The sequence below is a fragment of the Citrobacter sp. CK191 genome, from assembly GCF_030333435.1.
In the GTDB taxonomy this organism is placed as follows: Bacteria; Pseudomonadota; Gammaproteobacteria; order Enterobacterales; family Enterobacteriaceae; genus Citrobacter_B; species Citrobacter_B koseri.
In genome coordinates, this window is the sequence record NZ_JAOWFX010000031.1 from 779,682 (window position 1) to 792,262 (window position 12,581).

At 53.7% G+C, this 12,581-nt stretch carries 12 protein-coding genes and 1 riboswitch; of the genes, 6 read left to right on the forward strand and 6 right to left on the reverse strand.

All coding sequences use genetic code 11. The annotated features are described in order from the left end of the window. Nucleotides 1-139: 139 nt before the first annotated feature. A riboswitch (cobalamin riboswitch) is annotated at nt 140-365 on the reverse strand. A gap of 200 nt (nt 366-565) precedes the next feature. The 5 genes from OGV82_RS15365 to lolB all read right to left on the reverse strand — a co-directional run bounded on the left by OGV82_RS15365 (nt 566) and on the right by lolB (nt 5,613). Continuing rightward, complete coding sequence (locus OGV82_RS15365; RefSeq protein ID WP_012132153.1) at nt 566-1,126, reverse strand: GNAT family N-acetyltransferase; 561 nt, start codon at nt 1,124-1,126, stop codon at nt 566-568. A gap of 113 nt (nt 1,127-1,239) precedes the next feature. After that, the gene (gene dauA, locus OGV82_RS15370; protein ID WP_024130291.1) at nt 1,240-2,919 is read right to left on the reverse strand and encodes a C4-dicarboxylic acid transporter DauA; all 1,680 of its coding nucleotides are present in this window, start codon (nt 2,917-2,919) and stop codon (nt 1,240-1,242) included. A gap of 124 nt (nt 2,920-3,043) precedes the next feature. Beyond that, nucleotides 3,044-3,991 (reverse strand): ribose-phosphate diphosphokinase, encoded by a 948-nt coding sequence (prs, locus tag OGV82_RS15375; protein WP_001518537.1) that lies wholly within the window; start codon nt 3,989-3,991, stop codon nt 3,044-3,046. Between the two features lie 150 nt (nt 3,992-4,141). Then, nucleotides 4,142-4,993 carry a 4-(cytidine 5'-diphospho)-2-C-methyl-D-erythritol kinase gene (ispE, locus tag OGV82_RS15380; RefSeq protein WP_012132155.1) on the reverse strand — a complete coding sequence of 284 codons (852 nt, stop codon included), beginning with the start codon at nt 4,991-4,993 and terminating at the stop codon, nt 4,142-4,144. Then, a complete protein-coding gene (lolB, locus tag OGV82_RS15385) occupies nt 4,990-5,613 on the reverse strand; it encodes a lipoprotein insertase outer membrane protein LolB (RefSeq protein ID WP_047463422.1) in 624 nt (207 codons plus the stop codon). The genes ispE and lolB overlap by 4 nt, the downstream gene beginning before the upstream one ends. 262 nt (nt 5,614-5,875) lie before the next feature. On the opposite strand from lolB, the gene hemA reads away from it, so the two are divergent. The 6 genes from hemA to kdsA are packed head-to-tail and all read left to right on the forward strand — an operon-like array spanning nt 5,876 to nt 11,180. After that, a complete protein-coding gene (gene hemA, locus OGV82_RS15390; protein ID WP_047463424.1) occupies nt 5,876-7,132 on the forward strand; it encodes a glutamyl-tRNA reductase in 1,257 nt (418 codons plus the stop codon). A 40-nt stretch (nt 7,133-7,172) separates the two neighbouring features. Continuing rightward, nucleotides 7,173-8,255 carry a peptide chain release factor 1 gene (prfA, locus tag OGV82_RS15395; RefSeq protein ID WP_047463426.1) on the forward strand — a complete coding sequence of 361 codons (1,083 nt, stop codon included), beginning with the start codon at nt 7,173-7,175 and terminating at the stop codon, nt 8,253-8,255. Continuing rightward, nucleotides 8,255-9,088 (forward strand): peptide chain release factor N(5)-glutamine methyltransferase, encoded by an 834-nt coding sequence (gene prmC, locus OGV82_RS15400; protein ID WP_047463428.1) that lies wholly within the window; start codon nt 8,255-8,257, stop codon nt 9,086-9,088. Before prfA ends, prmC begins: the two co-directional genes overlap by 1 nt. Next, nucleotides 9,085-9,477 (forward strand): invasion regulator SirB2, encoded by a 393-nt coding sequence (gene sirB2, locus OGV82_RS15405; RefSeq protein ID WP_047463430.1) that lies wholly within the window; start codon nt 9,085-9,087, stop codon nt 9,475-9,477. The genes prmC and sirB2 overlap by 4 nt, the downstream gene beginning before the upstream one ends. Before the next feature lie 3 nt (nt 9,478-9,480). Next, nucleotides 9,481-10,290, forward strand: coding sequence for an invasion regulator SirB1 (sirB1, locus tag OGV82_RS15410; protein WP_012132161.1), 810 nt, complete (start codon nt 9,481-9,483; stop codon nt 10,288-10,290). Nucleotides 10,291-10,325: 35 nt separating this feature from the next. Next, nucleotides 10,326-11,180, forward strand: a complete 855-nt coding sequence (gene kdsA / locus OGV82_RS15415; RefSeq protein WP_012132162.1) for a 3-deoxy-8-phosphooctulonate synthase — start codon at nt 10,326-10,328, stop codon at nt 11,178-11,180. 105 nt (nt 11,181-11,285) lie between these two features. Here kdsA and chaA read toward each other — a convergent pair whose 3' ends face one another. Next, nucleotides 11,286-12,386 carry a sodium-potassium/proton antiporter ChaA gene (gene chaA, locus OGV82_RS15420; protein ID WP_012132163.1) on the reverse strand — a complete coding sequence of 367 codons (1,101 nt, stop codon included), beginning with the start codon at nt 12,384-12,386 and terminating at the stop codon, nt 11,286-11,288. Nucleotides 12,387-12,581 lie beyond the last annotated feature (195 nt).

Consider the following 12,581-nt stretch of genomic DNA (forward strand, 5'->3'; position numbering starts at 1 on the left):
TATCGGGACAGGTACATGACGATAGATGACATTGAATGATGAAATTATGAGAATGCAAAATCTCAGCAGGAATAGGCTCATCAATTCATAATGGTATTTATGCCAAATAAATCATCCCATGGACCATCCCGTCCACTCAATGTGTACAACCCTGACAGCAGGTCTCCTGGCTCGCGGTAATCAAAATATCGGCCTTCCCATAAAGCAAATCTTTACAGTGACCGGTGGTTACAATAACCACACGCAGATATTCGGTATCCGCCTACAGTTGCGGGGGCAGCTATGGAATGAGATTAAAATAATCCGCACCATATTCCTTTCAAAACAACGGCTGTGTTATGAATACTGTCACTGGCGACTGTATCGGCAATCAATAACCTCGTCAACCGTATGAAAAAAGAGCAAAAACATCATACTTTATGGCGATTTTTATATTAATTAATTTAAATTCAAATGGTTGTGTTTTTGTTGGGGTGGTGATTATTGCAACCGCAAGTAATAACGGAAAGGCAAATGAGAATTGATTGACGTTGATCAATTAATCGCGATGAGAAAGAAGGCGTTATTATAAACAGTGAATGTTATCAATATTGTCGCTGGTAACAATATATTTACACGGTTTTTCCATATGCACGATCTGCCACTCGTCGCCCACATCCATGAAGACGTTAAACAGATTTCGCCGCCAGAATTGATACCCGCCGGGTAAAAAATGATGGGTGTGCAAATATAATATTTTATAGTGTTGCTGCTCGCAAAATTGTTCAGCCAGCGAGACCAGTTGGCTGCCAATACCTTGCCTGCGATAATGCTGATCGACATAGCAGCGACAAATCTCAGCTGTCTCCGGTAAATTATAACGACCGTGCAACATCTCTATTCTGTCATCGTACTGACATATCGCCAGCGTCCCAATTATCTGCTGTTGTTCATTCCAGACGCCGAACAATTGGTTTCTTTCCCGCTCAAGATAATTTCCCTGGAGGTCGAATACGTCGTCACTCGCAGTGGGTAATGCTCTTCCGGCATTAAAATAAAGATTAAGATGCCGAATAATAAAGGACTGTACGGCAGGAATATCGTCCCGCGTTATTTCACGAAAAACAAACGGAGAGGTCGGTTTCATATCGGTTATCGCTAACAAATATCAGGAAAACGATAATAACAAGCCAGACGCAGAAAACCAGTTTTCAACAAGAAAACTTGCCGGTCTGTTGAGGTACAGACCGGCAGCCGGGATTAGATATCCGCCAGCGCGGCATCTTTGTTCGGGAAGAATGCCAGACGACCTGGAATGGGTTTGATACCGGCGCGGGCCATGGTGCGCAGCGGCTGGAATTCCACGTTACTGACGCGCAGTTCACAGCCTTCCGGCAAACGCTTCACAAAGCGCTGGAAGGCGTCCAGACCACCGGCATCCAGCACCGGAACGGCGTCCCACTTCAGCACCACAATGCGTTTACCCTCAATGCGTGATTCGAGGTCGGTAAATAATCCTTCCGCGGCGGCGAAAAAGAGCGGCCCGATAACGCGTAATACCAGCACATCATCGGGAACCGTGATGTTTACCGCCGCGAGGCGCGTCATACGGGCAATACGGCGCATAAACAGCAGGGAAGCCAGGACAATCCCGACGCTGATCGCAATCACCATATCGAAGAGCACCGTCAGCGACATACACATCATCATCACGATGATGTCGTCTTTGGGCGCATGTCGCAGTAAATCGACCACCTTATGGGCTTCACTCATGTTCCACGCAACCATCAGCAGCAGCGCGGCCATGGCGGAAAGCGGCAGCCATGACAACAGGGGAGCCAGCGCGAGGAGGGCGAGGATGACCAGAATTGCGTGGATAACGGCGGAAATGGGCGAGGTCGCGCCTGCGCGCACGTTTGCCGCAGAACGGGCGATCGCCGCCGTCGCGGTGATCCCGCCAAAGAACGGCGCCACAATATTCCCCAGCCCCTGGCCGATCAGTTCGCTGTTTGCTTTGTGTTTGGTGCCCGTCATGCCGTCGAGCACGACCGCGCACAGCAGGGATTCAATCGCCCCCAGCATCGCCATCGAGAAAGCGGCTGGCAATAACGCCCGCAATGAATCCCAGCTTAGCGTGAAATCTGAATCCGGGAGATTCCACGGCAATACCAGCTGCGGCAACAACTGAGGAATGCCGTTGCCCTGCGAACCATCGGCCAGCACATAGTGGAACTGTGAACCAATCGTCGCCACATGACCACCCAGCAGATTAACCACGGCCATAACGGCGCAGCCCGCCAGCAGCGCCGGAAGATGGCCTGGCAGACGAATCCCCAGACGCGGCCAGAAAATCAGCATACCGAGCGTCACCACGCCAATAGCGGCATCGCCCGGATTAATGGTCGGCAACGCCATAACCAGCGCCCCGACTTTTTGTAGGTAATGCTCCGGCACATGGGCCATTTGCAGACCGAGAAAATCTTTAATCTGCATTGTCCCGATGGTGATGCCGATCCCTGATGTAAAACCTAACGTGACCGATACGGGAATGTATTCGATCAGACGGCCAAAACGCGCGAGGCCGAAGAGGATCAGGAACACCCCGGACATGAGGGTGGCGACCAGCAGACCTGCCAGCCCGAATTGTTGCGATACCGGGTAGAGAATAACGACAAATGCGGCGGTCGGGCCGGAGACGCTGAAGCGCGACCCGCCGGTTAAGGCAATAACAATCCCCGCCACAGCGGACGTATAAAGACCGTACTGCGGTGCAACACCACTGCCAATTGCCAGCGCCATCGCCAGCGGGATAGCGATGATCCCGACGGTTACCCCGGCAATCACATCACGGGTGAACCGTGAGGCGGTATATTTTTCTTTCCAGCAAGCGTCGATGAGGGCGCGGAAAGGCATCACATGTGAGGAAAATATTCTGTTCACAATAATGTTTCATCCATGAGCGCATCATCTGTCAACTAAATGGCAGGTGAAGGAGGCATTGGTCATACAAATAAGAGTTACAGACAAAAAAACCCGCCGCAGCGGGTTTTTTAGCCGGGTTCGATTAATGTTCGAACATAGCTGAAATGGATTCTTCGTTGCTGATACGACGAATCGCTTCGGCCAGCATACCCGACAGTGTCAACGTGCGCACGTTCGGCAGTGCTTTAATTTCGTCGGTCAGTGGAATGGTGTCACAGACAACGACTTCATCAATCACCGAATTGCGCAGGTTGTTTGCCGCATTGCCTGAGAAAATCGGGTGAGTCGCGTAGGCGAATACGCGTTTGGCACCACGTTCTTTCAGTGCTTCTGCTGCTTTGCACAGCGTACCACCGGTATCGATCATATCATCAACCAGTACGCAGTCACGACCGGCAACGTCACCGATGATGTGCATCACCTGAGAAACGTTAGCGCGCGGACGGCGTTTGTCGATGATCGCCATATCGGTATCGTTCAGCAGCTTAGCGATAGCGCGGGCACGCACAACGCCACCGATATCTGGAGAAACCACAATCGGGTTATCCAGGTTCAGTTGCAGCATATCTTCTAACAGAATTGGGCTACCGAATACGTTATCAACCGGAACGTCAAAGAAGCCCTGGATCTGTTCAGCATGCAGGTCAACGGTGAGAACGCGGTCAACGCCAACGCTGGACAGGAAGTCAGCGACGACTTTTGCGGTAATCGGTACACGAGCGGAACGTACACGACGGTCCTGACGCGCATAGCCAAAGTAAGGGATAACGGCGGTGATACGGCCTGCGGAAGCACGGCGCAGCGCATCGACCATAACAACCAATTCCATCAGGTTGTCGTTAGTAGGGGCACAAGTGGACTGGATGATGAAAATATCACCACCGCGTACATTTTCGTTAATTTGTACGCTGACTTCGCCGTCGCTAAAGCGACCTACAGCGGCGTCGCCGAGAGAAGTGTACAGGCGGTTGGCAATACGTTGTGCTAGTTCCGGGGTGGCGTTACCAGCAAAAAGCTTCATATCAGGCACGAGAAGAACCTCAGGCATGCGTCCATTGGTGGATAGAATCTGCCGAAAACTGTGCGGGCCAGGCAATATCCTATCCAGGCGGTGTATTAAAGAGCGCGATGCAACGTCTGGAACAGGGTGACGTTGTCACCGAAACTCAGCTTGCCCGGCTTAAAGCATGGCTTTTTGCAATGGAGAGAGGTTGACACCCTTCGCCACAAACGCATTGAGCCATTCCGGGGCTTGCTTAAGCACCTGACGAGCAGCGGATTCTGTATCGAATTCAGCAAAGACACAGGCCCCTGTACCAGTCAGGCGCGACGGCGCGTATTCTAACAGCCAGGAAAGCGCCGCATCAACCTCGCGAAAACGTTTTCTTGCGATAACCTCGCAATCATTGCCGAATTCACATTTTAATAACGTTTCTATTGACCTTTTTGGCGTGTTGCGCGGTAATTCGGGGTCCTTGAAAATAACCGGCGTGGGGATGCTTACCCCTGGGTGGGCAACCAGATACCACTTCTCCGGCGGGTCTACCGGCGTCAGGATTTCACCCACGCCCTCGGCGAAGGCCGCATGTCCACGGACAAACACCGGGACGTCTGCGCCCAGCGTTAAGCCCGTTTCCGCCAGTTCATCGACCGATAATCCGCACTGCCAGAGATGATTCAGCGCCACCAGAACGGTCGCCGCATTGGAGGAGCCGCCACCCAGACCGCCGCCCATGGGCAAACGTTTCTCGATGCTGATATCCGCGCCGCTGCCTGCGGGCAAACGCCCGTGGGCGGACGCTGTCTTCATCAGCAACCGCGCCGCGCGGACGATCAGATTGTCGTCATTTTCGACGCCCTCGACAGGCGTCAAAAGATGAATTTCGCCGTCGCCGCGCGGCGTAATGCCGATCGTGTCGCCGTAATCAAGAAACTGGAACAGCGTTTGCAATGTGTGATAACCGTCCGCACGCTGTCCGGTGATGTATAAAAACAGATTTAGTTTTGCCGGAGATGGCCAGTGGGTCATCATTTTACAATCCAGTTATCCATCTTCAGTTTGATGCGCTGACCGCCGTCAGAGAGTTCCATATTTGCCGGCATGGCGGGCTGCGTTTTACTGTCGTATCCGCTGTATACCACTTTCCAGTTTTTACCGTCCTGGCGGTAGTTCACTTCGCTCAGGCGGTACTGGTCGTCGAGGGTGTAATCGGTGGCGTCGCCCGGCAGACCGAGAATCCACTGGCGTAAGCTGTTAAGCGGAATGGGCATCCCGGTCAGCTTGCCGATCATCTCTTCGGCGTCGTCGGCGGTGTAACGCTGCCCTTTATTGTCGACCAGTTGCACATTGCCCGGCTGGGCGTTCAGCTCCAGTTCGGTACTGCCCAGCGGATTGGTCAACAGCAGACGGTAGCGATCCTGACCGGTTTGCTGCCAGAAGAAGCGGGCATACACTTTCTGATCGTCGGAGATATAAGCAAACGCGCCACGCGTCTGATACTGATTCAACTTGCGCACGTCCTGCTGATGCTGACGCCACTGAGGGGAGTCGGGACTTTTGCCAGGACCTTTCGGCGCATTGATCGTACAGGCGGTGAGGACCAGGCTAGCCAGCGGGAGCAGGCGGATCAGGCGAAAATCAGGCAGGGTCATAGTGATGACGAATCCTTGTAATACGGTGCGATAATTGCCTGATGGCGCTATGCTTATCAGGCCGACAAACTGAACCCGTCGGTTGGTTGCAGTTATAACCCTTAATGCTAGCGCTGACCGGGTACATCGTCTACGTTCACGTTATCTTAATTTAAACAGTAAGCTATTACTCCAAAAGGAGGCTGTCTCTTTTATTGACCACGAGCATCCTGTATGATGCACCCAGTCTAACCTTATCAACGCTGGTACTATTCCCGCACACATGACCCTTTTAGCGCTCGGTATTAACCATAAAACGGCACCTGTATCGCTGCGAGAACGCGTAACGTTTTCGCCAGATACGCTCGATCAGGCGTTGGACAGCCTGCTTGCGCAGCCGATGGTGCAGGGCGGTGTGGTGTTGTCGACGTGCAACCGCACGGAGCTGTATCTCAGCGTTGAAGAACAGGATAACCTGCAAGAGGCGCTGATTCGTTGGTTATGTGATTACCATAATCTCAATGAAGACGACCTGCGCAATAGCCTCTACTGGCACCAGGACAACGACGCCGTCAGCCACCTGATGCGCGTCGCCAGCGGGCTGGACTCGCTGGTGCTGGGCGAACCGCAAATTCTCGGTCAGGTGAAAAAAGCGTTTGCGGATTCGCAAAAAGGCCATCTGCATGCCAGCGCGCTGGAACGCATGTTCCAGAAATCGTTTTCCGTCGCCAAACGCGTACGCACCGAAACAGACATCGGCGCCAGCGCCGTGTCTGTTGCTTTTGCCGCCTGTACGCTGGCGCGTCAAATTTTCGAATCCCTCTCCACGGTGACGGTGTTGCTGGTCGGGGCGGGTGAAACCATTGAACTGGTCGCGCGCCATCTGCGTGAACATAAAGTACAGAAAATGATCATCGCCAACCGCACCCGCGAACGCGCGCAAGTGCTGGCAGATGAAGTGGGAGCTGAGGTTATTTCGTTGAGCGACATCGACGAACGTCTGCGGGAAGCCGATATTATTATCAGCTCAACCGCCAGTCCGCTGCCGATTATCGGCAAAGGGATGGTGGAGCGCGCATTAAAAAGCCGCCGTAACCAACCGATGCTGTTGGTGGACATTGCCGTGCCGCGCGACGTGGAGCCGGAAGTCGGGAAACTGGCGAATGCCTATCTGTACAGCGTTGATGACCTGCAAAGCATCATTTCGCATAACCTGGCGCAGCGTAAAGCGGCGGCAGTGGAAGCCGAAACGATTGTCGCGCAGGAAGCCAGCGAATTTATGGCCTGGCTGCGCTCGCAAAGCGCCAGCGAGACCATCCGCGAATACCGTAGTCAATCAGAGCACATACGCGATGAACTGACAGTTAAAGCGTTGGCAGCCCTTGAACAGGGCGGCGACGCGCAAGCCATTTTGCAGGATCTGGCATGGAAACTGACCAACCGCCTGATCCATGCGCCAACTAAATCTCTTCAACAGGCTGCCCGTGACGGGGATGACGAACGCCTGAATATTCTGCGCGACAGCCTCGGGCTGGAGTAGCAGCACACCAATCTATTTTTTACAGGGTGCATTTACGCCTATGAAGCCTTCTATCGTTGCCAAACTGGAAGCCCTGCACGAACGCCATGAAGAAGTTCAGGCGCTGTTGGGTGATGCGGGAACCATCGCAGACCAGGAACGCTTTCGCGCACTGTCGCGTGAGTATGCGCAATTAAGCGATGTTTCTCGCTGTTTTACGGACTGGCAACAGGTTCAGGATGATATCGAAACGGCACAGATGATGCTCGACGATCCTGAAATGCGCGAGATGGCGCAGGATGAACTGCGCGAAGCCAAAGAAAAAGGTGAACAACTGGAGCAACAGTTGCAGGTTCTGCTGCTGCCAAAAGATCCCGATGACGAACGTAACGCTTTCCTCGAAGTGCGCGCCGGAACGGGCGGCGATGAAGCCGCGCTGTTCGCAGGCGATCTGTTCCGCATGTACAGCCGTTACGCTGAAGCGCGTCGCTGGCGGGTAGAGATCATGAGCGCCAGTGAAGGCGAGCATGGCGGCTATAAAGAGATCATCGCCAAAATCAGCGGCGATGGCGTTTACGGGCGACTCAAGTTTGAGTCCGGCGGCCATCGCGTTCAGCGCGTCCCGGCGACCGAATCGCAGGGGCGTATCCACACGTCCGCCTGTACCGTCGCCGTTATGCCGGAACTGCCGGAGGCCGAACTGCCGGATATTAACCCGGCTGATTTACGTATCGACACCTTCCGCTCTTCGGGCGCGGGCGGTCAGCACGTTAACACCACCGACTCCGCAATTCGTATTACGCACTTGCCGACCGGTATCGTGGTGGAGTGCCAGGACGAACGTTCACAGCATAAAAACAAAGCGAAGGCGCTGTCGGTGCTTGGGGCGCGCATCCATGCCGCAGAAACGGCGAAGCGTCAGCAGGCTGAAGCCTCAACCCGGCGTAACCTGTTAGGTAGCGGCGACCGCAGCGATCGCAACCGTACCTATAACTTCCCGCAGGGTCGCGTGACGGATCATCGTATTAACCTGACCCTCTACCGTCTGGATGAGGTGATGGAGGGGAAACTGGACATGCTCATTGAGCCGATTGTTCAGGAACATCAGGCCGACCAACTGGCGGCGTTGTCCGAGCAGGAATAATGGATTACCAGCACTGGTTGCGTGAGGCGATAAGCCGCTTACAGGAGAGTGAAAGCCCCCGACGTGATGCCGAGATTTTGCTGGGTCACGTTACCGGTAAGGCGCGCACCTTTATTCTGGCATTTGGCGAAACGGCACTGACCGACACGCAGCGTGAGCAACTGGCGCAGTTGCTGGCGCGTCGTCAGCGCGGCGAACCGGTTGCACACCTGACTGGCATGCGCGAGTTCTGGTCACTGCCGCTGTTTGTCTCGCCCGCTACGCTGATTCCGCGCCCGGACACCGAATGTCTGGTCGAGCAGGCGCTGGCGCGTCTGCCTGATTCGCCGTGTCGGATTCTCGACCTCGGCACCGGAACCGGCGCGATTGCGCTGGCGCTGGCGACAGAGCGACCGGACTGCGAGGTCACGGCGGTAGACCGTATGCCAGACGCCGTGGCGCTGGCTGGCCGTAATGCGCAACATCTGGCGATTCACAATGTTCGCATACTGCAAAGCGACTGGTTTGCGGCGTTACCGGGGCAGCAATTTGACATGATCGTCAGCAACCCTCCGTATATTGATGCTCATGATCCCCATCTCGCGCAGGGCGATGTGCGTTTTGAACCGCTGTCGGCGCTGGTCGCAGACGATAACGGCATGGCGGATATCACGTACATTATCGCGCAGGCGCGCCATGTGCTGGCGCCGGGGGGGTATCTGTTGCTGGAGCACGGCTGGCAGCAAGGGGCGGCGGTCAGAACCGCGTTGGCGCAGGCGGGGTACGTTCAGGTTGAGACCTGCCGTGATTATGGCGACAACGAACGAATCACGCTTGGGCGGATCGCGCCATGAATACATTTACGCTGCTGCTGGGCGTCCATCTGACCAGCGTTACGCTTTCCGTTAGCCTGTTCGTGCTGCGTTTCTGGTGGCGCTATACCCGCCATGCGCTGGCATCCGCACGCTGGACGCGGGTTGTCCCGCCGATTATTGACACCGTTTTGCTGCTTAGCGGAGCGGGGTTGATCATAAAAACGCACATCCTGCCATTCACCGAACAGGGGACATGGCTGACTGAGAAGTTGTTTGGCGTTATCATCTACATCGTTTTGGGTTTTATTGCGCTTGATTATCGTCAGGCGCGCAGTCAGCAGGCGCGCGTTATCGCCTTCCCGCTGGCGCTGGTGGTGCTGTACATCATCATTAAACTCGCCACCACAAAAATACCGTTACTGGGGTAAGTCATGAGGTCGTTAGCTGATTTCGAATTTAATAAAGCGCCACTGTGCGATGGGATGATCCTGGCATCGGAATCGATCCGCCTGGATTTTCCGACGCAAGCGGTCTATGACGAACTGGAACGTCTGGCCAGTCTGGCGCATGAAGAAATTAGCCAGCTCCTGTCTCAGGATGAGCAACTGGAAAAATTGCTGGCACTTTTTTATGGCGAGTGGGGGTTCAGAGATACCCACGGCGTCTACCGTCTTTCTGATGCATTGTGGCTCGATCAGGTTCTGAAAAACCGCCAGGGAAGCGCGGTATCGTTAGGCGCAATCTTATTGTGGCTGGCTCACCGGCTGGGTCTCCCATTGGTGCCGGTCATTTTCCCGACCCAGTTGATTCTGCGTATTGAATCGCTGGAGGGGGAAATGTGGCTGATCAACCCATTTAACGGCGAAACGCTCGATGAGCATACGCTGGAAGTCTGGCTGAAGGGCAATATTAGCCCGGTCGCTGAGCTGTTTAACGAAGATCTGGATGAGGCGGATAACGCTGAGGTCATTCGCAAGTTGCTGGATACGCTGAAATCTTCCTTGATGGAAGAGCGGCAAATGGAACTGGCGTTGCGCGCCAGCGAAGCGTTACTGCAATTTAACCCGGAAGACCCTTACGAGATCCGCGACCGGGGCCTGATTTATGCGCAACTGGAGTGTGAACATGTTGCGTTGACGGATTTAAGTTATTTTGTTGAACAGTGTCCAGAAGACCCGATCAGCGAAATGATTCGTGCGCAGATTAATACCATTGCGCACAAGCAAATTGTTTTGCATTAATTAATCGACATTTTACCCATGGTTAAGGCGATCTTATGAAACAAAAAGTGGTTAGCATTGGCGACATCAACGTGGCAAATGACCTGCCATTCGTGCTGTTTGGCGGTATGAACGTGCTGGAATCACGCGATCTGGCGATGCGTATCTGTGAACACTACGTAACCGTGACCCAGAAGCTGGGTATTCCTTATGTGTTCAAAGCCTCTTTTGATAAAGCCAACCGTTCTTCTATTCACTCTTACCGTGGCCCGGGTTTGGAAGAAGGGATGAAGATTTTCCAGGAACTGAAACAAACGTTTGGTGTGAAAGTGATCACCGACGTTCATGAAGCCAGTCAGGCGCAGCCTGTCGCTGACGTGGTGGATGTCATTCAGCTTCCGGCATTCCTCGCTCGCCAGACCGACCTGGTGGAAGCGATGGCAAAAACTGGCGCGGTCATTAACGTGAAAAAACCGCAGTTCGTCAGCCCTGGTCAGATGGGCAATATCGTGGACAAATTCCACGAAGGCGGCAACGATAAAGTGATCCTGTGCGATCGCGGTGCGAACTTCGGCTACGACAACCTGGTTGTTGATATGCTGGGCTTTAGCGTGATGAAGAAAGTTTCCGGTAACTCGCCTGTTATTTTCGACGTCACCCATGCGTTGCAGTGCCGCGACCCGTTTGGCGCCGCGTCTGGCGGTCGTCGCGCGCAGGTTACTGAACTGGCGCGCGCCGGTATGGCGGTAGGTCTGGCCGGTCTGTTCATTGAAGCGCACCCGGACCCGGAGCATGCGAAATGTGACGGTCCGTCCGCGCTGCCGTTAGCGAAGCTGGAACCGTTCCTGAAGCAAATTAAAGCGATTGACGATCTGGTGAAAAGCTTCGGCGAGCTGGATACCGAACACTAAGCGGGGATGATGTGTGCCGGAGGGCGTCTGACGCCGTATCCGGCCTACAATAAACGCGGTTTCGTAAGCCCGGAAAGCGTAAACGCTACCGGGCTTTTTTGTCCGTCAGGCAAAAATGGTCATCAGGTAAGCGATAAACAGAGCCAGATGCGCCGCGCCGTTCAACACATTGGTTCGCCCGGTCGAGAAGGAAATGTGGCACAGCACCAGTGAGGCCACCATTACCACCATCTCCGGGGCGCCCAAACCGAAGAGCAGGTCATTTCCGGTAGCCCATGCAATCAGCGTCACCACCGGTACGGTCAGGGAGATGGTTGCCAGTACCGAACCAAAGAACAGGTTCATGGCTCGCTGTACCTGGTTATTCAACACCGCTTTCAGCGCGCCCAGCCCTTCAGGGGAGAGGATCAGCAAGGCCACGAGGAAACCGGTAAATGCCACTGGCGCATTCAGTTCGGTTAACAGTGTCTCCAGCGGATTGGCGTTCATTTTCGTCACGGCGATAACGGCAATCAGATGTACGATCAGCCATACAGCGTGCCAGATGTTGCTGTGCGCGGACGGTTTACCGTGGTGCGGGTCATCGTCATCACTTTCATCTTCATGCTCGTAAACGAATAAACTCTGGTGCGTTTTCGTCTGAATCAGCAGGAAAACGCCGTACATCGCGGCGGAAATAAGCGCCACTAACAGCGCCTGAGCCGTAGTAAAATTCGCCCCTGGCAACGCCATAGGGAAGACCAGTACGATAATCGCCAGTGGAAACAGGGCAATTAAATACTGTTTAATGCCAAACAGGTTCATATATTGCGTGGCGAACTTACGACCGCCAAGCAGCAGAGAAAAACCGACCAGTCCGCCAGTTACAATCATGATGATTGAATAGAGCGTGTCGCGCATCAGCGTTGGCGCGGCGTCGCCGGTGGCCATCAATGCGGAAATTAAACTCACTTCCAGAATAACGACAGAAAGACTTAAGATAAGGGAACCGTAAGGTTCGCCGAGTCGGTGCGCTAATACATCCGCATGGCGGACAACGCTGAAAGCGCTGCTTAAAATACCAATAAGGGCAAGTATATTAATACCGATGACCACTGGTAGTGACTGACTGCTTCCCCATAAGAACAGCACCACCAGTGCCAGAACCGGGAAAATAAGCGAGGTCTCCTTGTGGCGGGTTTTCACCGCCTCATGTGCGTGTGTCATTATGATTCTCCATCTCCGCAGGTGTTTTTAATTATAAATGTATTAAAGATTGTAAAAAATAACAGAAATCGCGGCTTCATCATTGTGTTTTTACGTAATTTTACGGCATGGGCTATTTTTCCCCGCAGAGTGAATAAAAAAGTACGTCTTGTTTAGAGAGTATATGAATAACAGTGGGTTAGTGACAAATAAAAA